General features: G+C 69.7%; 28 protein-coding genes and 2 pseudogenes. 23 read left to right on the top strand and 7 right to left on the bottom strand.

Translation table 11 applies throughout. From position 1 onward, the window contains the following. Both ACFIF2_RS34685 and ACFIF2_RS34680 read right to left on the bottom strand, forming a co-directional pair. On the bottom strand, positions 1-525 hold a 525-nt coding region (locus ACFIF2_RS34685; RefSeq protein WP_395577266.1), incomplete at its 3' end, for a DUF2637 domain-containing protein. Between the two features lie 177 nt (positions 526-702). Continuing rightward, positions 703-1887: pseudogene (locus tag ACFIF2_RS34680) on the bottom strand (hypothetical protein); the annotation flags it as partial. A 103-nt stretch (positions 1888-1990) separates the two neighbouring features. Here ACFIF2_RS34680 and ACFIF2_RS34675 point away from each other — a divergent pair. Next, positions 1991-2320: a hypothetical protein gene (locus ACFIF2_RS34675; RefSeq protein WP_395577269.1), complete on the top strand. Its 330-nt coding sequence runs from the start codon at positions 1991-1993 to the stop codon at positions 2318-2320. On the opposite strand, the pseudogene ACFIF2_RS34670 reads toward ACFIF2_RS34675, so the two are convergent. Continuing rightward, a pseudogene (locus ACFIF2_RS34670) lies at positions 2312-2639 on the bottom strand (ATP-binding protein); the annotation flags it as partial. The gene ACFIF2_RS34675 and the pseudogene ACFIF2_RS34670 sit on opposite strands and share 9 nt — an antisense overlap. A 116-nt stretch (positions 2640-2755) precedes the next feature. Further along, positions 2756-3424, bottom strand: a complete 669-nt coding sequence (locus ACFIF2_RS34665; protein ID WP_395577265.1) for an HAD family hydrolase — start codon at positions 3422-3424, stop codon at positions 2756-2758. Between the two features lie 79 nt (positions 3425-3503). On the opposite strand from ACFIF2_RS34665, the gene ACFIF2_RS34660 reads away from it, so the two are divergent. Next, complete coding sequence (locus ACFIF2_RS34660) at positions 3504-4706, top strand: helix-turn-helix domain-containing protein (RefSeq protein ID WP_395577264.1); 1203 nt, start codon at positions 3504-3506, stop codon at positions 4704-4706. Between the two features lie 179 nt (positions 4707-4885). Here ACFIF2_RS34660 and ACFIF2_RS34655 read toward each other — a convergent pair whose 3' ends face one another. Then, on the bottom strand, positions 4886-5368 hold the full coding sequence (locus tag ACFIF2_RS34655; protein ID WP_395577263.1) for an SAM-dependent methyltransferase: 483 nt from the start codon (positions 5366-5368) through the stop codon (positions 4886-4888). Between the two features lie 72 nt (positions 5369-5440). Continuing rightward, positions 5441-6829 (bottom strand): Tat pathway signal protein, encoded by a 1389-nt coding sequence (locus tag ACFIF2_RS34650; RefSeq protein WP_395577262.1) that lies wholly within the window; start codon positions 6827-6829, stop codon positions 5441-5443. A gap of 354 nt (positions 6830-7183) precedes the next feature. Between ACFIF2_RS34650 and ACFIF2_RS34645 the strand changes: the two genes are divergently transcribed. The 21 genes from ACFIF2_RS34645 to ACFIF2_RS34545 all read left to right on the top strand — a co-directional run bounded on the left by ACFIF2_RS34645 (position 7184) and on the right by ACFIF2_RS34545 (position 24051). Further along, complete coding sequence (locus tag ACFIF2_RS34645) at positions 7184-7507, top strand: hypothetical protein (protein ID WP_395577261.1); 324 nt, start codon at positions 7184-7186, stop codon at positions 7505-7507. Between the two features lie 234 nt (positions 7508-7741). Beyond that, on the top strand, positions 7742-9643 hold the full coding sequence (locus tag ACFIF2_RS34640; RefSeq protein WP_395577260.1) for a glycoside hydrolase family 15 protein: 1902 nt from the start codon (positions 7742-7744) through the stop codon (positions 9641-9643). Positions 9644-9670: 27 nt separating this feature from the next. Then, entirely contained in the window at positions 9671-11191 is a 1521-nt protein-coding gene (locus ACFIF2_RS34635) for an ATP-binding protein (protein ID WP_395577259.1), read from the top strand. Positions 11192-11258: 67 nt separating this feature from the next. Beyond that, on the top strand, positions 11259-11774 hold the full coding sequence (locus tag ACFIF2_RS34630) for a roadblock/LC7 domain-containing protein (protein ID WP_395577258.1): 516 nt from the start codon (positions 11259-11261) through the stop codon (positions 11772-11774). Beyond that, positions 11771-12178 carry a DUF742 domain-containing protein gene (locus ACFIF2_RS34625; protein WP_395577257.1) on the top strand — a complete coding sequence of 136 codons (408 nt, stop codon included), beginning with the start codon at positions 11771-11773 and terminating at the stop codon, positions 12176-12178. Before ACFIF2_RS34630 ends, ACFIF2_RS34625 begins: the two co-directional genes overlap by 4 nt. A 43-nt stretch (positions 12179-12221) precedes the next feature. Next, the gene (locus ACFIF2_RS34620) at positions 12222-12809 is read left to right on the top strand and encodes a GTP-binding protein (protein WP_395577256.1); all 588 of its coding nucleotides are present in this window, start codon (positions 12222-12224) and stop codon (positions 12807-12809) included. After that, positions 12809-13450, top strand: coding sequence for a GAF domain-containing protein (locus ACFIF2_RS34615; protein ID WP_395577255.1), 642 nt, complete (start codon positions 12809-12811; stop codon positions 13448-13450). The genes ACFIF2_RS34620 and ACFIF2_RS34615 overlap by 1 nt, the downstream gene beginning before the upstream one ends. Before the next feature lie 79 nt (positions 13451-13529). Continuing rightward, the gene (locus ACFIF2_RS34610) at positions 13530-14804 is read left to right on the top strand and encodes an acyl-CoA dehydrogenase family protein (protein ID WP_395577254.1); all 1275 of its coding nucleotides are present in this window, start codon (positions 13530-13532) and stop codon (positions 14802-14804) included. Positions 14805-14906: 102 nt separating this feature from the next. Further along, positions 14907-15392, top strand: coding sequence for a DNA-binding protein (locus tag ACFIF2_RS34605; protein WP_395577253.1), 486 nt, complete (start codon positions 14907-14909; stop codon positions 15390-15392). 89 nt (positions 15393-15481) lie between these two features. Further along, complete coding sequence (locus ACFIF2_RS34600; RefSeq protein ID WP_395577252.1) at positions 15482-16039, top strand: hypothetical protein; 558 nt, start codon at positions 15482-15484, stop codon at positions 16037-16039. Further along, a complete protein-coding gene (locus ACFIF2_RS34595; RefSeq protein ID WP_395577251.1) occupies positions 16036-16611 on the top strand; it encodes a DUF6624 domain-containing protein in 576 nt (191 codons plus the stop codon). The genes ACFIF2_RS34600 and ACFIF2_RS34595 overlap by 4 nt, the downstream gene beginning before the upstream one ends. A 73-nt stretch (positions 16612-16684) precedes the next feature. Then, on the top strand, positions 16685-17152 hold the full coding sequence (locus ACFIF2_RS34590; protein WP_395577250.1) for a DUF6082 family protein: 468 nt from the start codon (positions 16685-16687) through the stop codon (positions 17150-17152). 55 nt (positions 17153-17207) lie between these two features. Continuing rightward, on the top strand, positions 17208-17618 hold the full coding sequence (locus ACFIF2_RS34585; RefSeq protein WP_395577249.1) for a 6-pyruvoyl trahydropterin synthase family protein: 411 nt from the start codon (positions 17208-17210) through the stop codon (positions 17616-17618). 8 nt (positions 17619-17626) lie between these two features. Continuing rightward, positions 17627-18358 (top strand): 7-carboxy-7-deazaguanine synthase QueE, encoded by a 732-nt coding sequence (locus ACFIF2_RS34580; protein ID WP_395577248.1) that lies wholly within the window; start codon positions 17627-17629, stop codon positions 18356-18358. 56 nt (positions 18359-18414) lie between these two features. Beyond that, positions 18415-19044 carry a GTP cyclohydrolase I gene (gene folE / locus ACFIF2_RS34575; protein ID WP_395577247.1) on the top strand — a complete coding sequence of 210 codons (630 nt, stop codon included), beginning with the start codon at positions 18415-18417 and terminating at the stop codon, positions 19042-19044. Continuing rightward, complete coding sequence (locus tag ACFIF2_RS34570; protein ID WP_395577246.1) at positions 19041-19868, top strand: hypothetical protein; 828 nt, start codon at positions 19041-19043, stop codon at positions 19866-19868. The genes folE and ACFIF2_RS34570 overlap by 4 nt, the downstream gene beginning before the upstream one ends. After that, on the top strand, positions 19865-20944 hold the full coding sequence (locus ACFIF2_RS34565) for a hypothetical protein (RefSeq protein ID WP_395577245.1): 1080 nt from the start codon (positions 19865-19867) through the stop codon (positions 20942-20944). Before ACFIF2_RS34570 ends, ACFIF2_RS34565 begins: the two co-directional genes overlap by 4 nt. Then, positions 20941-21633, top strand: a complete 693-nt coding sequence (locus tag ACFIF2_RS34560; RefSeq protein WP_395577244.1) for a dTMP kinase — start codon at positions 20941-20943, stop codon at positions 21631-21633. The genes ACFIF2_RS34565 and ACFIF2_RS34560 overlap by 4 nt, the downstream gene beginning before the upstream one ends. Positions 21634-21671: 38 nt before the next feature. Beyond that, positions 21672-22601 carry a DUF2797 domain-containing protein gene (locus tag ACFIF2_RS34555; RefSeq protein WP_395577243.1) on the top strand — a complete coding sequence of 310 codons (930 nt, stop codon included), beginning with the start codon at positions 21672-21674 and terminating at the stop codon, positions 22599-22601. Between the two features lie 62 nt (positions 22602-22663). Further along, positions 22664-23509, top strand: a complete 846-nt coding sequence (locus tag ACFIF2_RS34550) for a class I SAM-dependent methyltransferase (protein ID WP_395577242.1) — start codon at positions 22664-22666, stop codon at positions 23507-23509. Continuing rightward, on the top strand, positions 23506-24051 hold the full coding sequence (locus ACFIF2_RS34545; RefSeq protein WP_395577241.1) for an NUDIX hydrolase: 546 nt from the start codon (positions 23506-23508) through the stop codon (positions 24049-24051). Before ACFIF2_RS34550 ends, ACFIF2_RS34545 begins: the two co-directional genes overlap by 4 nt. Before the next feature lie 20 nt (positions 24052-24071). Here ACFIF2_RS34545 and ACFIF2_RS34540 read toward each other — a convergent pair whose 3' ends face one another. After that, entirely contained in the window at positions 24072-24578 is a 507-nt protein-coding gene (locus tag ACFIF2_RS34540; protein WP_395577240.1) for an NUDIX domain-containing protein, read from the bottom strand. Between the last annotated feature and the right edge of the window lie 35 nt (positions 24579-24613).

The following is a 24613-nucleotide window of genomic DNA, read 5'->3' as shown; positions in this document are numbered from 1 at the left end:
TTCCCACAGCTTCATCCGGCGCCACAGCAGGAACGTGGGCCCCGGGGAGAGCAGCCAGCGGGTGAGGCGGACGCCCTCCATGTGCTTGTCGGCGGTGATGTCGGCGATCCGGCCGATCGCATGCCGGGCGGCCTCGACACAGACCACGAACAGGACGGGGATCACCCCGTGCATGCCGACGCCGAGGGGATCGGGCCAGGCGGCGGCCCCGTTGAACGCGATCGTCGCCGCCGTCAGCAGCCACGCCGTCTGCCGCAGCAGCGGGAAGGGGATGCGGATCCAGGTCAGCAGCAGGTCCAGCGCCAGCAGCACGCAGATACCCGCGTCGATGCCGATCGGGAAGACGTAGCTGAAGTTCCCGAAGCCCTTCTGCAGCGCCAGTTCCCGCACCGCCGCGTACGATCCCGCGAAGCCGATCCCGGCGATGACGACGGCGCCGAAGACAACCACGCCGATAAGAACGCGATGTACCCGGGTCAGCTGAGGCGCCTTGCCCGTCCCCGCAGCCACGTCCCACTCCCCCATTGTTGAACCTCACGACTGATCAGGTCTCACACTGTCACGATGAGCGACGTGCTGTGACCCCCTGGGGTGCGGTTCCGGAGGGATCGTGTGCGAAAGGTGATCGCCTCGCTTCGGAGAGCTTCCCAGGAGGTAACTGGCGTGGCAGAGGGTTCAGTTGGCGGCCAGGGCTCACGCGGCGCGAAGCTGGCCTTGTGACAGGCCCGGATGGCCGGCGATGGACTTGACCACCTTCGCGTCCACGTCGGTGGCGAGTGCGTCGCGGATGGCGGGTGGCAGATCTCGGCGCTGGGCTATGAGCATCCGTGCGGCTGGATTGGCTGATTGGGCCAGCTTCTCGGCTTCGTCGGGGGATGCGGAGGCGATGCGCGGCAGCAGGGTGGCGCCGATCCTGGTCGTGGCGGCCAGGTGGGTCAGTACGTCGAGTGGTACGAGCGGGTTGTGGGCGAGCCTGCGCCGCACTTCGTGCTCCCGGTCGGTGGCCAGCACGCGGATCAAGGCGTCGTCGATCGACGGATTCTCGGCGAGATCAGCCCGGACACCGGGATTGGGATCCGCGGCGAGCCGAGCGCAGGACTCCGATGGCAGGTCGGGGCGGCCGGCGAGTGCCCAGCGCACCTGCAGCGAGGGGTGGCCGGCGAAGCTGACAACGGCTTCAGCAGGTGTGGACGGATTTCGGATCGCCACCTGCTGTATCTCGTGCCTGGTGGACTCGTGCGAGCCGTCGCAGGAAGCGCCGGGCGGCAGATCGCAGTCCAGTCGCGAGCACTGCGGATCGTGCAGGAACGGCGTCTGTTCACGGTCGCAGACCAGACACCGCTGCGCCGGAGGCAGCCCCTCGCCGGTGAGCAGGGCCGCCAGCACGGCCGGTGGCGTCGCCTCGTTGGCCGCCACCGCGCGACGGACCTCGGCATGCGGATGCGCCGCGAGCCTGCCGGCCGTCTCCGGTGTCGTCCACAGCGCGAGCTCCGCGACCACCTGTACATCCGAGTCAGCGGCCAGCCTCTCCACCACATCAAGCGGAAGACCAGGGCAGGCGGCCAGCCTCACCCGGCGCTCGGCAGCCGGATCCTCCGCGAGGAGACGCGCCCACTCGGGGAGTCCGGCCCGTTCGGCAAGCAGGGCAAGAGCGGCGTCCGGTCGCGTCGCGGGATCGACGTCTGCGGCGGTCAGCAAGCCCGCATACCCGAGCGGCACAGCGCTTTCGTTGACGCGAGAGGCCAACTTCATCGCCTGTGCGTGGCTGAGGTCGGCCCGACGAGCGAGGTCCACAGCGATCTCCGCGTCCGCAACCGCGATCAGCCGGTCGACCAGCTCCGACGGCAGCCTCACGTTGGCGGCAAGTCCACACAGAACAGGGTTCACCAAGGCATCCTGCCTCGAACGTCGCCGGATAGCTTCTGCATTTCGGTGCCCAGATACCCTGCTGGGCGAGTACCGCCGCAGCCGTGATGGGCGGCTCGCCCATGTGGTCTCGCTGGCCGGCCTTCTCCCGATCGCCCGCAACGGCGGGAGCGACAGCCTGTTCCTGGACCTGAACCCGGCGACCCATGGTCAGCTCCATGCTGTCGTGCATGGCATCTCTCACCCGGGATACCTGTCGAAATGGGTCTTCACCGCAGTTGCTGACGACTTCAACGCCTACCTCGACAGCCTCGTTGTCGATCAGGACGTCGCTGAAGACACCTGGGCCGATGTCGTCGACAGTGACTCCACCGACCCTTGGCGGCGGACCGTCGAGGAGTGGCTGGACAAGGAACTGCCGGGCTGCCGTGCTGAGCCGTGGGCAGCGGTCTGAGTTCACCTGGAACACCAAGTTCACCTCAGCCCGCTCCAGCGGCTGGTAGCCGACTTCATCGACGACGAGGACGCCGGGGCGAAGGTAGATGCGGAGTTTTCTGTTGAGACGTCCGGCTGCCTCGGCGACCTTGAGCTGGCGGACCATGTCGTCGAGGGTCGTGAAGTAGACGGGAGAATCCGGCCCGGCAGGCGGCGACCGAGAACGCGACGGCGATGTATGTCTTCCCGACCCCGGGCGGGCCCAGCAAGGCCGCATTGGCCTTGGCCTCGACGAAGGCGAGGGTGGCGAGGTCTTTGATCTTGCGGGGGTCGAGTTCGGGTGTACGGGGAGGCAGAGGGTGTCGTCGGTGTTGCCGCAGCGCCTGGCGCCAGATGCTCGAGATTCCGGCGGCCCTGTTTCCCACCGCTGGGCCGGAGGACGGGACCGATTTTCTCAAGCCCGGAGCGCGGCGAGCACCTGCACAGCATCGGCGAGACCGCCGAGCACGGTCTCGGCGCCCGCGTCCTTCAGCTCGTCCAATGAGGTCTTGCCGGTGGCAACCGCGATCGTCCGCACACCAGCTGCCCGCCCGCCCGCCACGTCTGCTGGGGTGTCTCCGAGGAACACCGCATTGGGCCCGATGACGTCCGCGCGTTCCAGCGCGAGGCGCAGCAGCTCGCGGCGTTCCTCACCGTCTTCCCCGTAAGCGCCCTGGTCAAGCCGGAGGTACGGGTCCAGACCGAACGTAGCCAACTTCACCTCGGCCGCCAGCCGCACGTTGCCGGTCACGACCGACTGCCGCACGCCACGCTCATCGAGCGCAGCGAGAACCGCAGCGGCACCAGGCAGCGCGTGGCCACGCTCACGCAGCTCGGCTGCGCGCCGAACGTGCACCGTGCCAAGCGCATCAGCGAACCGGGTGAACAACTTTTCGTCGAAGTCGAGACCGTGGAGCCGAGCGGTCTCCCGCAGGATGACACGCTCCGTCGACCCCGTGACCGACGCTTGCTCGCGCATCGCGAATCCTGTCACCTCCTCGAATGCGTCGGCCCACAGCTCGCGCCCCAGTCCGCCTGTGGCCATGAGCGTGTGGTCGATGTCCCACAGCACCAGTTCCGGCACCGGCAACTCCTTTCTCCAGAACAGCAGGGTCCCCGTGCATCCGGCACCCTACGCTCGGAAGAAGCAGCGAGGAGCGGACATGGTTGCAGCAGACCTCCCCATCGGGGACCGCATCAGGCACTACCGCGGCGGACGCCGGCAGGACGCAGTCGCTGGGCTGGTCGGTATCAGTCCGGATTACCTGTCGCAGATCGAGCGCGGGCTGAAGGTGCCGTCGGTGCCGATGCTCTACGCCCTTGCCCGGGAGCTGGGGGTACCGGCCGCGGCACTGCTGTCCGAGCAAGCACCCATGGAGGCTGAGTCGACAGATACAGCTGAGGCCGCGGTCGGTCGTGCCTTCCTCGGATACGGTCCGCCCCGCAGTACCGCCCCGGTTCCTGCGGCTGTACTGCGGGGCCGTGTGGAGGCCGCCTGGCGGTCCTGGCAAACGAGCGGCACCCGTTTCACGGAGGCCGCCAAGACGCTGCCCGACCTGGTTTCTGATGTCGAGCATGCCGCCCGGGCCGCCCGCGCCGGTAACGACCCGGCCGAACGGCGAGCCGTGCTACGAGCAGCGGCCGACCTCTACTGTCTGCTTCGGTCATACCTGCGACGCACGGGGCGTGTGGACCTGGCCACCATCGCGGCTGACCGGGCCCAGCGCGCTGCTGAGGACGCCGACGATCCGTTGCGCATCGCCGCCGCCCAGTGGAATCTAGGCCACGTCCTGCTCGCTGCTGGCCAGCCAGCAGAGGCGGAGGAGCTGGCGCTCTGCGCGGCCGAGCAAGTCGCCGCAACGACAATGCCCGAGGTCGAGCGGGCGGCGATGGCTGGCGCCCTCCAACTCGTCGCCGTGGTCGGCGCCGCGCGCCGCCGCCGGTGGTGGGAAGCACGCGAGCGGCTAAAACAACATGCGGCACCTACAGCCCGCCGGGTGCCGGACGACAGCAACGTGGCCTGGACCGCCTTTGGTCCAACGAACGTAGCGTTGCACGCCTTGTCCATCGACATGGAGGCGGGCGAAACCGGCGAGGCCCTGCACACAGCGGACGCCATCGACACCGACGGCCTGCCGTCTGTGGAGCGGGAGTTCACGTTCGGCCTAGAGGTCGCTGCTTGCCACTCTCAGCGCCGCGACGACGCGGCCACGCTGCTGACCTTGCGGGAGCTGGAGACACTCGCACCCGAGGATCTCGCCCGCAACCCGCTTGCCCGCCAACTAGTCCTCACGGTGATCCGTAGGGCACGGACAATGCAGGCACGGCAAGCAGAGAAAATGGCAGAACGGATCGGCCTGGTGTGAGCGAGCCGCTGGGTCACCCGAGCTGACAGTTCGGGTGTGGTTGCACGTTGTTTCCTACGGTCGTTGGTGTGAGACGGATCACCGCGACTGGGGAAGACAGTGACATGCCGATCGAACCGGCGAGCGCGCTGCCGGCGACCGCCACCGCGCGGACGCGCGAGGCATGGCGGCGAGCCTGGCTACGGGCGCTCGAATGCGTTCCACCAGTAGGTTGCGAGCATCTCGCCCGGCCAGGCCGGCTGCCGGACGGCTCCTCGGGGCCCCATCTCCTGAAAATACGGGGCCAGGTCCACGATCGGCGTTCCGTCGACCGCGTCGAGTTCTGTCACCAGGAGATCGCGGCCTTCCACGCTGAGCAACCTCGGATAGCTGACGGCCAGCTGGTTGGGACGCCGGTGATTCCGGTGAACGAAGGTCCCGGTCGCCGGCCACTGCGGGTTGCCTCGGGGGCTGCGGGCGTGGAGTTGCACGTCCTCAGGCTGTGCCAAGTGAAAGCGCCACGTCACCGTCAGATGGGAGAACTCCTCGATGCCCTGCAGCGTTTCGAGGGGGTATGCCTCGTTGAGCCGGATGACCGATTCGACCCCGCCCTGATAGTCGTCCTGAACGCGGGTGTGGCCCCCGACGACCGTTGCGATCGATTCGACCTCGTACGTTGCCATCGGCGCTCGTTCCTCTCCCCTGGAGTCGCGTGTTCAGCAGCCGCCGGCCGCAGCTGCGGACCTGCACTGTGGTCAGCCTATGGCGCGCAGCATCTCCCGCGCTCGGCGGTCCAGGTCGGTGACGTGGCGGCCTCCACGTTGCCGGACGGGCGACAGGTCGCTCAGCATGCGGACGATGACATCGCGGGCGCGGCCGGACTGGACGCCGGCCATGGCATCGAGGGCTTGTGTCCAGGTGCCGCATGCCTCGTCGAGGTGTCCTTGCTGGACCTGGACGGCGCCGAGGTAGCCGAGGGTCACGCTGTGAGTGCGGGCGTATTGCTGCTGGCGGCGGGTAGCGACGCTGCGTTGGAAGTGGGTTTCGGCGTCGAGGGGGTTGCCCAGATCTCGCAGAGCGCAGGCGGTCTCGTGGGCGAGGGAGGCTTCCTGGAAGAAGCCAACGCGGTCGGGCGCATCCTCGTTGTCGGCGCGGGCGAGGTCACGCTCTGCGCGGCTGATCGCCGCGAGGGTGCCAGGGCGGTCGCCGTCGGCCGCCAGGGCGCGGGCGTGGACGATCGAGAGCAGGGCCTTCTCGCGCGAGCTGGCCTGGCCGTAGTGGGTGCGAGCCATGGAAGCGTCGGCCAGGTCGAGGGCCCTGCGGGGGTGCCCGAGGTCGACTGCCTGGTGGGCGAGGGCGCGCAGGATGTGGCCGCCCAGTGGTCCGTCTGCTGCTTCGGCCGCGATGCGTGCGGCGAGGGTGAGGTAGCGCTGGGCGGTGCGGTGCTCGGAGGCATCGAACGCCATCCAGCCAGCGAGGTAGGTCATCTCTGCCACGGCCGAGTACGTGTCCCGGCGGAGTCGTTCCGTTCGGAACCGGCTACCCAGCAGCGGCACCGCTTCGTCGCGAAGATGGCCGGCCAGGGCCGAGCGCCCCGAGGCTCCACCGCGCTGCTGGTCGCGCGCGGAGTAGAAGGCTGTCAGGTTACGGACGTCGCCGATGTCGGCCTGGGTCACCACCCGTGGCGAGGCCGCTGTGCGCGCCGCCGCCGCGGAAGAGGCGGTTGCCCACCACGTGCTGGCGGGCAGAGTGAGGCCGGCGGCCGAGTACGCGGCGGTCGCCAGCAGCTTGCGTCGGTGCATGTCCAGATCGTCGCTTCCCAACTCGGCCAACACGGTCAGAGGGTCGACGCTCCAGTCGGAACTACTGTCGGTCGAGCCTGTCGGCCCGTCTTCCAGCCCGAGGTCAGCGAGAGTGAGGCGTCGGCCGAGCCTGCGGGACAGCGTCTCACGCAGGATAAGAGGCGCTTGTCCGCTGGGTTTCGTGCCCTGGACCCACATGGCGATGTGCGAGCGGGAGACGGCTTCCAGTTCGCGTGCACCGCTCTCCGCGGCAACACGAGCGACTGCGGCGGCTGCTTGGGGCTGGGACCAGCCCGCTTCGCGCAGGAGTGCGGCGAGGGCGACGTTTCGCTCACGGGCCATGGACTGCCCTTCGGTTCCGAAATGATCTTTGACGCCTTTGACGGCCTTGAGCGCCGCGCAGGCATACCCCCCAGCGGGGATTCGCGGTTCGCTCAACGTAGCGGCCGGATTACCAACCTTGCACGTCGGCCGACTGCGGTGCACGGCGTTTCTCAATCAACTTGGCTTGATCTTCACAGGAGTTGTGTCATGCGTCTGTCGCTGTCCCCTCGCCGGGCGTCCTGCCAACGCAGTGGTCAGGGCCGGCGAGCTCTCGGGGAGCCGAGGGTGCGGCGTGACCAGGTGGTGTCCGCAACGGAGACGGTGACACTCGTGCTGGGCGAGGACTCACCGTTACTCGAGACTGCAGCAGATGTGGAGGACCTCGCACTGCGGCTGTGCGGGCACATCCCCCAGCTCGGAGCCCTGACGTCTTCGCAGGAGCCGACCCTGCTCCGTGCGCAGCAACTGTGCTCGGGCGGCCTCCCGGAGGGCTCCCTGCCCAGCCGGGTGTACCTGGTCAAACTCGCCGCAGCGACCCAGGAACTCGTCGCGAAGGTGCGACAGGACGACATCGGAGCGACGCCGCCGGCGCGGAGATGGGAGTGGCGGAAGCCGCAGCCCCACGTCCTGCGCGGTGCGGTCTTCGCCCTCGCTCTCGCCTGCCTGGTGTGGGCCGCTTCGGTGCCTCGGGCATGACCCACACCGGAGCCGTTCTCATCGGCCTGATCCTCCTCCCGACGGCGTGGTTGATGTGCCGCGGCGCTCGCGCGGCTGGCCTTGATCCAGCAGACAGGAGCTCCACGCCACCTCCGACCGAGCCCCCTCATCCCCGTGACCGCCGACTCCTTGGACTTACTGCCCGTCCCCGGCCGCTTCGGCGGCCCTGACGCCTCCCGCGAACCAGCGGGGCTTAACGGAGATCCACACACGATGAAACGCCTTCCGCGTATCGAGCAGTACGGCCTGATCGGCGACATGCAGACCAGTGCCCATGTCTGCGACGACGGCACGATCGACTGGCTGTGCCTGCCCCGCTTCGACTCGCCGGCCGTCTTCGCCGGCCTGCTCGGCACGCAGAAACACGGCAGCTGGCAGATCGCCCCCGCCTCACCTCCTAGCCGACCCGACTCCGGAGCGGTCGCCACACGTCGATACCGCGGTGACTCGCTCGTCCTCGAATCGGTGTGGCGCACCCCAACGGGTTCGGTCCGCATCCTGGACTTCATGCCGCCGCGCGACGGCACCCCGCAGGTGATCCGGATCGCCGAGGGCCTGACCGGCGAAGTGGAGATGGTCTCGGCCATGCGCCCTCGGCCGGGATACGGCAGCGTCAGCCCGTGGATCCACGAGGTCGGTGGGCGCATGGTCGCGGAGGCCGGCGCGGACGCTCTGTGGCTCGACACCTGCGTCCCGCAGATAGAGAAGGACGGCGTCGTCGTCAGTGCCTTCGTCGTCAGCGCCGGGCAGAGTGTGGCGTTCGTGCTCAGCTGGTGCCCGTCCCACACAACTGCACCGGACGTTCCCGATCCGGAGGCCGCGCTCTCCGAGACGCTCGTCTTCTGGCAGGACTGGGTGCAGGAGTGCGCCTACGAAGGGCCCCACCGCGAGGCCGTGGTCCGGTCCTCGATCACGCTGAAGGCCATGACCTACGGGCCGAGCGGCGGGATCGTCGCGGCACCGACCACGTCGCTGCCCGAGGAGATCGGCGGCGACCGGAACTGGGACTACCGCTTCACCTGGCTGCGCGACGCCTCCACCACCTTGGCCGCGCTGCTGGGGACCGGGTACCGGCAGGAGGCGCAGGCATGGCGGCGATGGCTCCTGCGCGCCGTGGCCGGCGACCCGGAGAACCTGCAGATCATGTACGGAATCACCGGAGAGCGTGACCTGCGGGAGCGGGAGCTTCCCTGGCTGCCCGGGTACGAGGGTTCGGTCCCGGTACGGGTCGGGAACGGGGCGGCGGATCAGCTGCAGCTTGACGTGTACGGCGAGGTGATCGACACCCTGTACCTCGCGCACCAGAGCGGAGTCGCTCACTGCGCCGACACCGCGGTCCTGCACCAGCGGCTCATCGAGCACCTGGCAGAGCGCTGGCGGGAGCCCGACGAGGGCATCTGGGAGATCCGCGGGGCTCGCCGGCACTTCGTTCATTCCAAGGTGATGGCCTGGGTGGCGGTCGACCGCACCATCCGCCTGGCCGAGGCCGGTGCCCTCGACATGGACGTGGCCCCGCTGGTCGAGCTGCGGGCGGTGATCCACCGGGAGGTCTGTGACAAGGGCTTCGACCCGGTGCGCAACACCTTCACCCAGTCCTACGGCTCAAAGGAACTGGACGCCGCCACGCTGCTCATCCCCCGCACCGGCTTCCTGCCGCCCGACGACCCGCGCGTCATCGGCACCGTGGATGCGGTACGTCGTGAACTGTCCACGGACGACGGGCTCGTGTACCGGTACCCGACCTGCGGTGAGGACGTCGGGGTGGACGGCTTGACCGGCGACGAGGGCGCCTTCTTCCTGTGCAACTTCTGGCTCGTCGACGGCCTCGCCCTGACCGGCTGCCTCGATGAGGCGCGCGCCTTGTTCGAACGCCTCCTGGCTCTGCGCAACGACCTCGGGCTCCTGGCGGAGGAGTACGACCCCGTCCAGCAGCGCCATCTCGGGAACTTCCCGCAGGCGTTCAGCCACATGGGTCTGATCCAGAGCGCTTTGCTCCTTCAGCAGATGGCGACGCAGTCGTCCCCCCGCCACGGCTCGGTCGCGGTTCCGGCGCTCCGCTCGACCTCCCGCAGCACGCGCCAGTCCACCGCCGACCTGACGCCGCAGCACGCCTAGCCACCCCACCCCCTGACGAGGATTCCCATGTCTGACAGCGCCTTCCCGGCACGGCCGGCCGCTACCGGCCACCGCAGACGGCGGCCCCCGGTCGACGCGACCACGCTGTACCTCGCCCGTCGCGCCGTGGCACTGCCCCTGGTGCTCCTTGCCGCGTTGCTGCTCGCCTCTTTCGCTCTCCGGTCGGGGTCCGTCGTAGGCCTCGGCTGGGTCCTGGCCGGCCTGGTCTGCGGACTGGCGGGGGTCGTCGCGGTGGCGGCACACGGAGCGCGCACCGTCGCCGGCGCCGTGCAGTCGGCAGTGGCGGAGTCCCAGGCGGCAGCGCTGACAGCGGTCACGGGAGCAGCGGCAGCCGTTGAGAAGTCGGTGCAGTGGTCGGCGGACGAGCTGTGCCGCGGAAAACGTCCAGCGTTGCCGGACCCGCACACCGCGCAGTCGCCCACTCCGAACGCCGGGATCGACAACGCGCTGAGTGCCCTCCAGGCGCAGGCCATCATGTCGCTGATCCGCGTGCACGACGAGTCCCAGTCCGTGGTCCTCCTGGAGGTGCTGCGCCGCCTGGCCATGCGCGAGCACGCCCTGGTCAGCAAGGCACTCCAGGCACTGAGCCAGTTGGAGATGCTGACCGACGACCCGGAGCTGCTGGCGAAGATCTTCGAGATCGATCACCTTGTGACGCGGATGCGCCGCCAGGTCGAGAGCACGGCGGTCCTGGGCGGACAGTCCCTGCGCAGCGTGCGCCGGCCCGTTCCCGTTACGACGGCCCTGCGGGGCGCTGTCTCCGAGGTCGTGCAGTATCCGCGGGTGGCCGTCGCGGCCGGATCCGTCGGTGCCGAGCTGGGTCTGCCCGGCCATGTGGGCCCGGACCTGACGCACCTGCTGGCCGAGCTGATCGAGAACGCCTGCGAGTGCTCCGATCCAGACACGCGGGTGATGGTGCGCGCGCAGCGGGTGCCACACGGGCTGGCCATCGAGGTCGAGGACCGCGCCATCCCCATGCACCCGCAGACGCGGGCACAGATGAACCACCTGCTCAAGGCCCCCGACAAGGTCGACGTCAGCGGCCAGGTCCGGGCCGGACAGCTCGGCCTGCTGGTCGCCGCGAAGATCGCCCAGTCACACGGGTTGTCCGTCCTCCTGCAGGAGAACGCGACGGGAGGCACCACCGCCCTGGTCGTCATACCGGCACGGCTCCTGGTAGCCATTCCATCGGTCGAGGACGCGGGCGCGCTGCCGCCCGAGGAAGCTCGCATCTCCGGGCGGCAGCCGCAACAGGTGGCCGCGACTCCTGCCGCCCCGAGGGCGGGCGAGGCCACACGCCCCGACATCGCTGGGGCACCGACCGCAAAGGCAGGTCAGTGGGCCGACGCGCCCGCTCTGCCCACGCGCACACGCCGGACGGAATCCTTCCGTCCGCCACAGGAGCGGGAGCAAGCCCCCGTGTCCGCGGCAACGCCCGGGCTCGCAGCCGCCTTCCGCAACGGCCTCCAGGCCGGCGGCACCGCCAGTCCCCCTCCCGCCTCGACAGAACAACACCCCACCCCGTGACCCGTCCTCCCGCGTTCCCGGTGGCCCAGTACACCCACTGGCCCTTCCCCCTTCTGGAGCGATCCCTATGAGCACCCACCCGGCGATGAGCAACGTGACCGGCGACACGCCCGTGTCCGCGACGACGACAAGCGGACAGCGGGACAGCATGGTCTGGCTGCTGCGTCAGTTCGCCTCCGAGACGCCGGGCGTCACGCACGCCGTCTTGATCTCGCGCGACGGACTGCGGCTGCTGGACAGCGACGTCGACAAGGACTGGGCGGACGAACTGTCGGCCGCCTTCAGCGGCGTTGCCTCCCTCGCGGCGAACATCACCGGCCCCAGCCGGAAGAAGAGGCCGGCACGGCAGGTCATCATCGAGCGAGACGACTGCCTGTTCTTCGTCCAAAGCGCCGGGCGCAGCGCGGCCTTCGACAACCACCCCGGCAACGAACGCGGTGAGGTGGACACGATCCTCGCCGTCATCGCCGCCCGGGACGCCGACGCGGGCACCGTCGGGTTCGAGATGGGCCGCCTGGTCCAGAAGTTTGCCCCGTACATGCTGATCCCCGTCCGTGTCGGCACGGGCGGAGAGGTCCGGTGACCACGTACGGTCGCGCGGCCGAGGAGTCGGCGTTCGTGCGGACCTACACGCTGACGCGCGGGCGTACCAAGCCACGGCACCTGCTCGCTCTGGAAACCGTCCTGGAGGCCGGACCGGGAAGGCCCGGCCCGGCGCAGGCCGAGGAGTGCCAGGAGATTCTCGCATTGTGCCGGGAGCGCCGACGGTCGGTGGTCGAACTGGCGGGCCGACTCGGCCGGCCCGTCACCGCCGTCAAGATCCTCGTCTCCGACCTCCTGGACGCCGACGCCCTGGCCGTTCCCCTGACCCACCCCTACGCCGATACGGGCGAGGGATCTGGTCCATCTACCCAACTGCTGGCAGCCCTTTCCGCGGGCCTGAAGAGGAAGTGGCCTGATGCCGTCGCCTATCCCCAGGCCGGATGACCCGACCACGGTTCCGCCGCACCCGCAGGCCGGTGCTCCGACCGTGCTGAAGATCGTGATCGCCGGGGGCTTCGGCGCGGGCAAGACCACCGCCGTGGGCGCCGTCAGCGAGATCACACCGCTGCGCACGGAGGAGTACCTGACCGAGGCGAGCGCAGATGTCGACAGCCTGGCGGGCCTGGCGTCCAAGCGGACCACCACGGTCGCCTTCGACTTCGGCCGCCTGAGCCTGCCCGACGCGCCGATGCCTCTGGAGCTGTTCCTGTTCGGCACGCCGGGCCAGGACCGGTTTGTCGACCTCTGGTATGACCTTTCCCGCGGCGCCGTCGGCGCGGTCGTCCTGGTCGACACCCGCCGTCTGGAGAGCAGCTTCACCCCCGTCAGCTTCTTCGAAGACATCCGCCTGCCCTTCGTCGTCGCCGTCAACCAGTTCGACGGCGCGCACCGCTACCACCCCGAGCAGGTCCGCACCGCCCTCAAACTCCCCGCCGCCGTACCGGTGGTCACCTGCGACGCCCGCAGCTCGACACACGTCGCCGGCGTTCTGCTGACCCTCGTCGACCACGCCGTGAACAACGCCGCCACGAGCCGCGCTGGTCACGCCCCTTCCACGACCCTCCAGGACGCCTGATGTCACAGCACCCCAGCGACCCCTACCGCACGCCGCACGCCGCCCCGCCCGCACGGTCCCTGCCGCGACGCGACGCGCGGGACGCCGCCCGCGGCCCGTTCACGCCGCCCGCCACAGCCCTCACCAGCCAGCCGCCCCAGCAGTCGCTGGAGCTGGCGCAGCGTTACGAGCTGCTCAACCGCTTGGGCGTGCCCCCGGTAGCCAACGAGGACTTCGACGAGCTGGCCCGCGACATGGCTGAGCAGGCCGGGTTCCTGTACGGCTTCGTCAACCTGTTCCTGGAGGAGCAGACCTTCGTCGGGCTGCACCAGCCGCCCGCGGACAGCGGGTACGTGATCGTCGGCCGCACCATGAGCCGGGACCACGGCTGGTGCCCGGAGGTCATGGCCCGCAGAAAGGCCCTCCCGCTACACGATGTACACGCCAGCCCGCGTTTCAGCGGCAACGCGGTGGTCGACGCCGTCGGGATCCGCTCCTACTTCGGCGCCCCGCTCATCCACGACAGCGGCACTGTGCTGGGAACGGTGTGCGTCATCGACCCCGAGAAGCGGCCTCTGAGCGAGGCCCGACGGATCAGGGACATCACCATCAACACCGGCGCGCGGGTGATGGACCACATGTCCCGGGCCCCCGTCCGCTAGACCGTTCCCCCCCACCCGGGAGCCGTAGGCGATCCCCGGCCGCTCCGCATTGCGACCTTCATCCAGGGAGAAGGAGACCATGTCCGCCACACCCACCACGCCTCCACCGGCGCTGCGTCCCTACCTCACCGCCCGCCACGACATGCTGTGGCAGGAGGCGGACGCCTTCGCCGCCGAGCACGTCGCTCCGCGCGTGGCGCGGATGGAGGCCGCCCCGGGCAGGGTGGAGCGCAAGGTCGCCGACCTGATGGCCGCCCGGGGCTGGTTCGCCGTCACCGTACCGGCCGTCTTCGGCGGGCTGGGCGCCGGGCACGTGGCCAAGACCATCCTGGTCAACCGCATCGCGCGGGTCTCGGCGGCTGCCGCGGCCATCCTGCAGGCGACCTTGATTCCCGTGGGCGCCCTGCTGCACTTCGCCACCTACGAGCAGAAGGGCCGCTGGTTGCCCGGGGTCGCGGACGGTTCGCTGCTGTTGTCGATCGCCGTGACCGAACCGCTGGCCGGCGGACACATCGGCGGCATCGAAACCACTGCCGAGCGCGCCGGCGACCAGTGGGTGATTACCGGCAGCAAGATCCATATCGGCAACAGTCACCTCGCCGGAGCCCACCTCGTCGTCGCCCGCACCGCCGCGGCCGCAGTGAGCACCTCCCAGGCGCTGACCGCGTTCATGGTCGAAGCCGACCGCCCCGGGCTTTCCGTCCCCGACCACCGTGTCGGCCTCGGTCTGCACGGCTTCTCCGCCGGCCGCCTCGACCTCGACCACGTCCGCGTCCCCGAGGACAACGTGGTCGGAGAGGTCGGCCAGGGACTGGCCGTGGCCCAGAGCAGCAGCATCCTCTACGGCCGCCCCAACCTGGCCGCCGTCAGTCTCGGTATCCACGAAGCGGTCGTGGACACCACCACCAGCCGGCTCAAGACCCGTGCCCGCTACCGGGGCGCTCTGTCCGATCTGCCTGTCCTGCGGGACCGCGTCGGCGGTATGGAGGCCCGCCTGCGCGCCGCCCGGATACTCGCCTACCAGGCCGTGCACCTCCTCGATCAGGGCCTGCCCTGCGACGCCGACCTGATCAACTCGAAATTCCTCGGCCACCAGTGGGCTATGCAGTCAGCCCAGGACGCCATGGAACTGCACGGCGCCCACGCCCTCGACGGCGACTACGTCCTCCAGCGTCTGTGGCGCGACATCCAGCACACCTACCCGCCCGCTGGCACCGGCGAAGTCCAGCGGATTCGCCTGGCCGAAGCCGCCTTCGGAGAGGACCACATCCAGTGGTCCGAACACCTCGCCGCCGATGCCGCCTGGGCACGCCCCGACCCGACCGCCGCAGCCCCCGTGCGCGGCACCCCGTGACTCCCCACCGCCGCGCACGGGCCCGTGCCGCCGGCCCCGTCCCCCGCGGGGACCGGCGGCACCCCTCCCAGTAGCCACCCACCCAGCCGAGGAAGAGAAACCGTGACCCCGCCCGTGACGACCAGCGCACCGATCACACCCTTGACGCCGATCTTGCAGCGCGTCGCCCAGCACCTTGCCAACGGCCTCACGACCCGAGAGATCGCCACGCAGACCGTCCTGTCACCCGTGACCGTTCGCCAGTACCTTCGCGACATCCGCGAGAGCCCGCACTGCCCGCCCCGCTGCAAGCCCCCGGTGATCGTGCACCGCCTGTTCACCACCCAGCAGGTGGCCTCACCCACGGCCGACAGGCCGGCACCGACGCTCAGCCCGGACCAACGGCTGCTGCTCCGAGCTCTCGCCGAGCACAGCGACCCCCGCGACATCGCCGTCGCCGCCAAGCTCGCCCCCGCCGACCAGCGCGCCGCACTCGACCAACTCCTCGCCGACACAGGCGCGCGGGACACCACCCACCTGGTGATCCTTGCCCACGGCTGGAAGCTGCTGCCGACCGATCCGACGGCGCGGAGCGGAGCGAGCCAGTGAGAAAGCCCCCCACTCCCCTGGCCCGCGAGAAGCCTCCGGCTGCGGCACCGTTCGCCTCAGAGCCTCTGGGCGCCGTTTACGCGGTGCGCATGTTACGTACGGACGCCGAGCGCGCGGAAGCCGCTGCTCTCGTGCAGGACCGGCAGCGCTGGCTCACCCTGCGCGGCCTCCCCGTGCCCGCCCAAGCCGACGTGCCAGCCATGTTCCGCGACCCGCACACGAACTCGGCCGGTCTGTTCGAGGACGGAAAGCTGCTCGCCTGCATGGTCCCCGCGCACGACCCCGGACTCAGCTGGGGCGAAGGCCCCTGCCTCCGCCTGGGACGCGTCCACACCCTGCCCGAGCAGCCCGACGACATCACCCGGCTGATCACCCTGTGGGCCTCCGACCTCGCCGCCCGACTCGACCTTCCGCTCGTACGGGCCGAAATCCTGGCCCGCCACGCCCTCCAAGCCGAACCCATCGCCGCCCTGCTGCGTCGGCTCACCGACATGGGCTGGGACGTGCGGGGTTCCGGCCCGGGACGGGAGGGGGACCGCGTCGCCCGCCTCGATCTGACTGCCGAGCACCGCCCCGGACTCAGCGCACTGATCAGCTGCCAAGCCCACGCTCCTCATCTGGCCGCGGACAATCGGAGCACCGCGTGACAACCATCGAGCCACAGCGACCCGACATCGCCCGCGAGCTGATCGCCCGCGCACAGGCATCGGCCGCGCACCGGGCCAAGCGCGTGCGCGACCAGCTCGACGCGGTCCAACTCGGGCAGGGCCGGCACACCGACCACGCCAACACCAACGTGCTGCGCCGCATCCTGGCCGAGCACGACTGGCCAGGCCACCGCCTCGTCGGCGTCTCCGGCGCACGGGCCGCCTGGCGTATCGCCCTGCACAGCGACGACGATCCAGGCTTCCAGCGCGCCGCCACCAGACTGCTGGAACGAGCGGTCCAGTCCAACGACGCGCTCGTCCACCACTGGGCACACCTGCACGACCGCACCCTCATCAACACCGGCCAGGACCAGGAGTACGGCACCCAGCTCCTGCTGAGCGCCGACGGGATCGAGCTGTGCCCGCTGCGTGCGCCGGAGACCGTCGACGCACGCAGGGCGACCGTGGGCCTGCCGCCGCTTGCCACCGCTCTCAAGGCGGTGCGCCGCCGCTACACCCCGGACCACTCTGCCGATGAAAACCCGACCGTCGTCCTCGCGAGGGCCGCGTGAACACGCGACCCCCAGGTTCTCCACCAGTCGGCCTGCCGACCGCGACTCCGTCCTGCGAAAGGATCGTTAAGCGATGAAGCTCACCACCGCCGTCCTCGCAGCCAGTGCTGCCCTCTCATTCACCACCGCCATGGTCGGAGCCGCCCGGCTCAGGCAGGACGCGCGGCACCAGGCCGAGCGGCACGAAACGCTCCTGGCGGGCAACCAGCTCGACTGGCTGAACCGGGTGTCCACCAACGCCGACCTCGCCGAGCTGTGGAAGCCCGAGGATATGAAGGCCGAGGAGTACATGCAGCTCATGTCGGCCAACCGACTTATCTGCGCCCTCAGCTTCCGACACTGCCTCGGCCGCGTCCGTGACGGACATCTGCCGTTCTACGCAGAGATGGTCATGTGCAGCGACGTCTGCCGGCGCTACTGGCAGCGCTTCGGCGACCTCCGTGCTCAGGAGGCCGAGGGCGACGAGCGGGCCGAGCACTTCACCCGGGTGCTGGTCCAGGCCGCGAAGACCCGCCCCCTGGCACAGCCCTCGGCCGCCTGAGGAGGCCGTTGCCTCATCCCGCCCGAGCCAGACCCTCACTCTTGGGAGGAAACCAATGGACTTCGCTGCCGTTCCACTGCCATCCGGTGTTTTCACCATCGGTAAGAAGTTCAGCTTCGAGGCCGGCCACCGGCTTCCTGGACTGCCGCACGAGCACAAGTGCTCGCACCAGCACGGGCACAGCTACGAGGTTGAGGTCATCCTCACCGCTCCCGCGTTGGAGGGGCCCGGCTTCGTCACGGACTTCGGTGTGCTCGCTCCGTTCAAGGCGTTCCTGGAGGCCGAGCTAGACCACCACAACCTGCACGAGGTTCTGCCCTTTGAGCCCACCTCGGAGCGCTTGGCCCAGTTCCTGGCCGGCTGGTTCACCCAGAACCTCCAGTCGGCGATTCCCGGCCGCCTTGTCGCGGTCCTGGTCCGCGAGACCGCGAGCAGCTGGGCCCGCTTCGACGCGGAGGGGCAATGACGACGACAATGCGGCTGGGACCCGAGCCGGAGGCAGCCGAGGGCGATGTCCTGATCGTCGCGGAGTGCTTCGGTACAGAGGTGCCGACGTTTCAGGGCGAGGGGCCGAGCTGCGGGCACCCTGCCCTGTTCATCCGCCTGTCCAGGTGCAATCTGACCTGCACGAAGTGCGACACGAAGTACACCTGGGACTGGTCCCGGTTCGACCAGCGCAAGGAGTCGACAAAGCGGTCCGTGGCGGACCTGGTGGCCTGGGCCGCGTCTTCACCGGTCGAGCTGGTCGTGATCACTGGCGGTGAACCGATGATCCAACAGGCGCGACTGGTGCCTCTCGTCCGGGGGCTGCTGGCCTCTGGCAAGCGGGTCGAGTTCGAGACGAACGGCACCATCGCGCCCGTTCCCGAGCTGGTGGCCGACGGGGTCCGTTTCAACGTCTCGCCCAAGCTTGCCAGCTTCGGCGTGAAGGAGACCAAGAGCATCGTGCCCGCCGCGTTGGAGGCGTTCGTGGGGTCCGGGCAGGCGGTGTTCAAGTTCGTCGCTTCGACGCTGGCCGACCTCGACCGGATCGCCGAACTGGCCGACGCCCACCGGCTGGCGCCGGTTTGGGTGATGCCGGAGGGCACTACCCCCGAGGTGATCACCGCGACCACACGGGTCCTCGCGGACGGGGTCGCGGCCCGGCACTGGTACTTCACCACCCGCCTTCACGTGTTGGCCTTCGCGGACACTCGGGGCCGCTGACCGCACGCGACTCCACGCCCCATCCGTTCCCCAGTCCCCGGAAACGAGAGACGCCCATGACGACCTCTATTGCCAGCCCTGCGGTGGCGCCGACGGCTGCCGTCGCAGGGCCCGCTGCAGTCATCGACACCGGCCGGGTCGCCGGCTTGATCCATCAGCTGTTGGTCGAGCTGGGTGAGGACCCCGCCCGCGAGGGGCTGTCCGGCACCCCGGGCCGCGTCGCGGCCTGGTGGAACGCCTTCCTGTCCCCGGACGGCGCCTCAACGGCCACCTCCTTCACCGAGTCCCAGCTGGGAGGTCAGCTGGTCATCGTGGGCGGCATGAGCGTGTGGTCGCTCTGCGAGCACCACATGCTGCCCATGAACCTGCAGGTCACGGCCGGATACGTGCCGGACGGAGAGGTAGTGGGCCTGTCGAAGTTCGGGCGGATCGCCCAGCACTTCGCCGGCCGACTGCAGGTCCAGGAGCGCTTCACCCGCCAGGTCGCCGAATACCTCAACGGCGTGATCGGACACGAGGACGTCGCCGTGGCCGTGCGCGGCGTGCACCTGTGCATGGGCATGCGGGGGGTGCGGATGGAGGAGGCTCGCACCACCACGGTGCACTCGGGCGGGCGCTTCGGTACCGACCCCGTCCTTTCCCAGCGGTTCATCACCCTCACCACCGGCATGTGGAGGGCGCCGTGATCACCACCACGGGCATCGACTTCTCCGTCATCGCCCCGCCCGCCTACCTGAAAGACTTCGTCGCCCAGGAGCCGGCCCGCATCCACCACGTGGCCGCCCAGCGCGTGCTGTCCGACGAGAGCTATCGGGCCTTCTTCGCTCGCGAGGCCAAGCGCGGCGCCGAGATCATCGTCGACAACGGGCTCTTCGACCTCGGCTACGCCCTGCCGGCGGAGCGCCTCGTCGAGGCCGCGCTGGCGGTGTCCGCGAAGGAGATCATCCTGCCGGACGTCATGCGGGACGGGGCCGCGACCTTGAAGGCGAGCGAGAAGGCCGCGCGAGAGATCCGAGAGCTGTCCGGCGATGCATTCCGGCTGTGTGCGGTGCTGCACGCCGCGGACGACGACGAGTGGCTGCGCACCTACGACGCCTTCGTGACCAGCGACTGGGCAGGGGCCATCGCCCTGCCGGCCTCACGTCGACCGGATCCCGACGAGCAGTTGTGCCGCACCCGCTGGTTGGCGACGGCCTACCTGCAGGACCACGGCCTGGTCGACGATCTGCTCGTCTACCGGCTGCTCGGTCTGGGCCGGACCGGGCACCTGGAGCTGATCGAACAGCAGGAGCACGAGTGGATCTCCTCCGTGGACGGCGCAGCCCCGGTCATCCTCGGCGCGATGGGCGTCGCCCTGCTGCCCGAAGGCCCGTACGAGAAGCCCTCCACGCCCCGCATCGAGAAGCTCGGCCCGATCCCCGAAGACCGGTTCGACCTCATCCGGAAGAACATCTCCGTCGTTCGCGCGGCGGCCGGCAGCACCGTGACGATCGCCGAGGAGCACCGATGACGCCCTTACTCGCCGACCCGACCCCCGGGCTCCTGCGCGCCGCCCCGATCGAGCCAGCCGGGCACACCATGACCCACGCGAGGCTCCTGCGCTACCTGGAGATCAAGGTCCACCACCTCATCCAGGACCAGGACTGGGACAGCATCCGCATCATCGGCGGCTACGACCGCACGGCGGTGATCTCCCGGTACGAGAAGACCGGGAAACTGTTCAACATCGAACGGCCCACCGCGGAAGTCCACGGCCGTGACCTCGTCGTCAAGGCGTTCCCCGGAGCCGACTACGTCCAGCACTACGCCCTGATCATCGCCACATACCTGGCCATGACCGGCCGCCCCGCCGACACCGTCACCTATCAGCCGCCCGATCAGGAGAAGTGCCGCACAGCGCTCAACACACTCGACCTGCAGCTGGACGGCGACCTGGTGATCGTCGGCTGGGGCCTTCAGTACCTCGCGCCCGCAAACGGAGTGTGGACCCGCGGGCCCGGCTACGCCTGGCAGCGCGCCGAAGTCGCCGGCCGTCGCGTGGTCTACCTCGGGTTCCTCCACAGCATCTGGGGAGACGTGGCCGGACGGGTCGTCGCGCGCCTTGCCGAACTCGGCGCACGCGATGTCGTCTACGTCGGCAAGGTCGGCTCGCTGACCCCTGGCATCGAACCGAACACCTGGCTGGCGACCGGCAACACCAGCCTGGTACGCGGGGCGATGGTGAGCTGGGACGACTTCTTCGGCAACTATGCCGCGGCCCACGACGGGGTGCGCAGCGGCCTGCACGTCTCCTCCCCGTCGATCCTGCTGGAGAACCGCGACTGGCTGGACCAGCACACCGCCTCGTACGCCTTCGTCGACCCGGAGATCGGCCCCATGGGGGCGGCGGCGCGCCAGGCGGGGATCAGATTCGGTTACCTCCACGTCATTTCCAACAACCTCGCCACCCACTATCCCGCCGACCTGTCCAATGAGCGTCACAGCGACGTCCTGCGCCAGCGCGCCGTCCTGGTGGACCGCATCCGCACCATCATCACCGGCCGCCTGACCGCCAGCCCGACCCACACCCTGGGAGAATCCCGATGACGGCGAACGCGCTGACTACCACGGCAGCCGGGAAGCTGATCACTTTCGTCGGCGGTGACGGGGCCGGCAAGTCCACCCTCGCCGCCCGCCTGCACCAGGCCCTCAACGACGCCGGCCACTCGGCAGTCCTCATCGGCAAGCACAGCACCGCCGTCCCCCAGGACCCGGAGCTGTCCGCCTACCTCGACCGCCTCAACGAGCTGGTCTACCGACGCGACGCCCGCGTCGCCCAGGCATGCGGCGACCACTACTGGCTGCTGGCCCTGGCCTCCTGGTACACCCTGCAGGACCGGCTCGTCATCCAGCCGGCCCTCGCTGCCGGTACCCACGTGATCCTCGACAACGCGCACCACAAGATCCTCGCCCGGTACGCCGTCAACCCCCAGGTCTCCCCTCGCCTATGCGAGCAGGTCTTCGCGCATCTGACGAAGCCGGACCTCGTGCTGTTCCTGAACATCGATGCCCGCGAGGCCCTCGCCCGAAAGGGCTCGTTCACTTCCCTGGAGGCCGGCCACGCCGGCGGCGGTGACGAGGACTTCATCCGCTACCAGGACACCGTTCTGGACCAGATGCGCGAGCAGGCCCAGCGAGGCGCCTGGCTGACGCTGGACGTCGCCCAGTTGGACCACGACCAGGTCTTCAAGGCCGCGTGCGGTGCCCTGGCCGACCGACTGCACCTGACCGTCTGACCCGGCCCTCTCTCCCTCCGATCGACAAGGAACGCACCATGGACCAGGACCTGCCCGCCAGCGGGACTTTTGTCTGTCACGGCATCACCTGGGCGAGCGGAGACCCCCGTCTTCTGCTCGCCCCCGTGACCGGCGGACCGCTTGTCTACACCCCGGTCATGGGCAGGCGCCTGGGTTACCAGGTGAGCGGTACCGGCCGGTGGTGCACCGGCCGGTACCGGTTCGCCGACCGCGTCCGCGTCGAGGCCCTCGCCTGTCCTGACCGGGCCCCGGCCGAGGCTGGTGGCCAGTGCGCGGCCTGCGCCGGCCGGGACGACTTCCGCTTCGCCCACCGGTTCCACTCGGGCGGGCACGTTCCCGACGCCCTGGCCGTGTACATGGCCCAGGCGCACTGGCTGTACCTGGCGACGTTCGCCGACGGCACCACCAAGATCGGCACCGCGGCCGAACCCCGTAAGCGGTCCCGTCTCGACGAACAGGGTGCCCTGATCGCTACCTACCTCGCCCGGAGTGCTGACGGCCACGCCGTGCGGTTCCTGGAGGATGCCCTCACCCGCCACCTCGGCCTGACACAGACCGTGCGGGCCGCGGCCAAGCTGACAGCTCTGGCCGAGCTGCGCGACCTCACCCCAGCCCGCGACGCCCACCAGCAGCACCTCGACCGCGCCGCCGAGGCCCTGAGCAACCTGAACGTCCCCGCCACGCCGGAGCCGTGGACGCCGCCCGGCGAAGGCGATCTCCTGCGGGCGTCGGGCACCGGACGCGCCTTGTACCCGCACGACCCACGCTCCGGTGAGCACGGGTGGACGGTGCTTTCCTGCCTTGGCTCCCAGGTCCTCATCGCCCTTGACTGCGACGATGAACAACTGCCCTACCTGCTCGACCTGGGCACCCTCAAGGGCCGGCGCATCGCCCTGGGCGCACAGTTCTCTTCGCCGCCCGCCGCCGTACAGTCCGCACTCTTTTGACCCTGTCCGAATGCCCGGCCTGCACTACCCGGGCCGCCCCTGAATAGTGAGGCCATAGGAACATGGCACCCCAGGACGCGATCCTCGGATGGGACGAGGACACCAACGCCGAGGCGTACTTCGCCTTCACCCAGGCTCATCCCATGTACGACGCGACCAGCCGCGACCTGGCCCGACGGGCCCCTCTGGCCAACGCCAGCCTGGTGGTCGACCTGTGCGGCGGAGCGGGCGCGACCGCCCGTGCGATTCTCGACCTGATCCCGTCCCGAGCCCGTCTCGTCTCCGTCGACAACGCCGCCGCGATGCAGCGAGTCGGCCGCCGCGCCCTCACCGACGGCCGCCTGACCTGGATCACTGCTCCGGCCGAGCGGCTCGCCGACCACTTCCACGCCGCCAGCGTCGATGCCGTGGTGTGCAACTCCGCTGTCTGGAAGACAGATACCAGCGCCGTGTTCGCCGCCGTCTCCCGGATCCTGCGCCCAGGCGGGCACTTCGTCTTCAACATCGGCGGCGGCTTCGCCGGCGTGCGGCACCCCGATGAACTGTCCGCCCGCAGCGGGCCTTCCCTCAACGCCCTCATCCGCCAAGTCGTCGCTGATGCCCACGGATACACCCCGTCGCCGAAGGAGGCGGGCAGACCCCCGAAGCTGCCGCTGGCGACAGTCACCAAGCAGTTGACAGCAGCCGGACTGAAGGTCGTCGACACGGAGGTCACCGCCCAGCACGGCACCATGGCCGAGAAGAAGGCGTGGCTGGCCGTCCCCCTCTTCTCGCAGCCCGAAGGCGATTTCACTTACGCCCAGCGGATGCAGATCCTCGACACCGCCTACGCCATGACCGCCCCCGACGCCCCGACCGTGACGAGCTGGCTCGTGGTCGTCGCGCGACGACCGGACGCCGCCGCATGACCCGGGGCTCCCCCGCACCCAGCAGCAGAAACCTCCGCTGTGACCACGCAAGCGTCGGGGTACTGATCACCTCCCCGAGCGGCCTCCTGGTGTTCGAGCGGGCGAACCCTCCGGCCGGAATCGCCCCGGTCGCCGGCCACATCGACCAGCACGGTGGCCCTGAGCAAACCGCGCGCGACGAGGTCAGCGAGGAAGTCGGTCTCACCGTCACCGACTTGCACCCGCTGCTGAACCAGTGGCGGCCCAACCACTGCCGCCGCACGACCAGCGGTCTGGTCGGCCACCACTGGTGGATCTTCCAGGCCGAGGTTCACGGATCACTGTCCCCCTCGCCCCGTGAGGTCCGAGCCCTTCGATGGATCCGCCCCGACCAGCTGCAGCAGCACGCGCTGAGGACCGCCGCGTACGCCAAGGGATGCCTGGGCCGTGCCCAGTTCGAGCGCGAGCCCGGCCTCGAGCCCGTGTGGTGCCGCTTCCTTCACGACCTTGAGCTCGTCACCCTGTCCTCGGCCGACCTCGACCGGATCGAGGACGTCCTGTGAACGCCGACCACGGGCCTACGTCAGCGAAGCCTCTCCGCCCAGCCGGATGCCAGGCGGCGAGCGTGCGCGCGGATCCGCTCGCGATCCTCGGGGAAGACGCTGTCCCAGCCGGCGTCCAGACGGAACCATGCCGCCGGCTGGTGTTGCTCCCCGGCAAGCGGCACGTCGCGTCCGACGATCGCGGCATAAGACAAGCTCAGCGTCGCAGACCAGTCGGCTCGGTAGGAGCGCACCGCGACGGCTGCGGGCTCGGGAAGCAGATCCCCGCGCAGGCCGGTCTCCTCCAGCAGCTCCCGGGCCGCCGCCGCACGCGGCGCCTCGCCCGGCTCCACCTTGCCGCCAGGAGGCACCCATCCGCGCACGCGGTGCTTGACCAGCAGGACGTGCTCAAGATCAGGGTCGGTGACCCACACCTCGGCCGCCAGCGGCTCCATCGGATGCCGACGGGCTTCCTCCAGCCAGGCCCGTGCGCCATCGAACTCCCATACAGCGAGGCGGGCATCCGCGACAACCTCGTCCAAGATCACCTGACCGACTACACCATGACTCACCCCTCCCACCC

It is taken from the genome of Streptomyces sp. BK79 (assembly GCF_044142145.1).
Lineage (GTDB): Bacteria > Actinomycetota > Actinomycetes > Streptomycetales > Streptomycetaceae > Streptomyces.
Note: the sequence above shows the minus strand (reverse complement) of the source record. Positions and strands in the feature narration are given on the sequence as shown.

Bases quoted from the DNA above. Each gene is read 5' to 3' on its own strand.
- ACFIF2_RS34660 (WP_395577264.1), top strand. From the start codon at position 3,504: ATGGTTGCAGCAGACCTCCCCATCGGGGACCGCATCAGGCACTACCGC.
- ACFIF2_RS34655 (WP_395577263.1), bottom strand. From the start codon at position 5,368: ATGGCAACGTACGAGGTCGAATCGATCGCAACGGTCGTCGGGGGCCAC.
- ACFIF2_RS34650 (WP_395577262.1), bottom strand. From the start codon at position 6,829: ATGGCCCGTGAGCGAAACGTCGCCCTCGCCGCACTCCTGCGCGAAGCG.
- ACFIF2_RS34640 (WP_395577260.1), top strand. From the start codon at position 7,742: ATGAAACGCCTTCCGCGTATCGAGCAGTACGGCCTGATCGGCGACATG.
- ACFIF2_RS34635 (WP_395577259.1), top strand. From the start codon at position 9,671: ATGTCTGACAGCGCCTTCCCGGCACGGCCGGCCGCTACCGGCCACCGC.
- ACFIF2_RS34630 (WP_395577258.1), top strand. From the start codon at position 11,259: ATGAGCACCCACCCGGCGATGAGCAACGTGACCGGCGACACGCCCGTG.
- ACFIF2_RS34615 (WP_395577255.1), top strand. From the start codon at position 12,809: ATGTCACAGCACCCCAGCGACCCCTACCGCACGCCGCACGCCGCCCCG.
- ACFIF2_RS34610 (WP_395577254.1), top strand. From the start codon at position 13,530: ATGTCCGCCACACCCACCACGCCTCCACCGGCGCTGCGTCCCTACCTC.
- ACFIF2_RS34600 (WP_395577252.1), top strand. From the start codon at position 15,482: ATGTTACGTACGGACGCCGAGCGCGCGGAAGCCGCTGCTCTCGTGCAG.
- ACFIF2_RS34590 (WP_395577250.1), top strand. From the start codon at position 16,685: ATGAAGCTCACCACCGCCGTCCTCGCAGCCAGTGCTGCCCTCTCATTC.
- ACFIF2_RS34585 (WP_395577249.1), top strand. From the start codon at position 17,208: ATGGACTTCGCTGCCGTTCCACTGCCATCCGGTGTTTTCACCATCGGT.
- ACFIF2_RS34580 (WP_395577248.1), top strand. From the start codon at position 17,627: ATGCGGCTGGGACCCGAGCCGGAGGCAGCCGAGGGCGATGTCCTGATC.
- folE (WP_395577247.1), top strand. From the start codon at position 18,415: ATGACGACCTCTATTGCCAGCCCTGCGGTGGCGCCGACGGCTGCCGTC.
- ACFIF2_RS34565 (WP_395577245.1), top strand. From the start codon at position 19,865: ATGACGCCCTTACTCGCCGACCCGACCCCCGGGCTCCTGCGCGCCGCC.
- ACFIF2_RS34560 (WP_395577244.1), top strand. From the start codon at position 20,941: ATGACGGCGAACGCGCTGACTACCACGGCAGCCGGGAAGCTGATCACT.
- ACFIF2_RS34555 (WP_395577243.1), top strand. From the start codon at position 21,672: ATGGACCAGGACCTGCCCGCCAGCGGGACTTTTGTCTGTCACGGCATC.
- ACFIF2_RS34550 (WP_395577242.1), top strand. From the start codon at position 22,664: ATGGCACCCCAGGACGCGATCCTCGGATGGGACGAGGACACCAACGCC.
- ACFIF2_RS34545 (WP_395577241.1), top strand. From the start codon at position 23,506: ATGACCCGGGGCTCCCCCGCACCCAGCAGCAGAAACCTCCGCTGTGAC.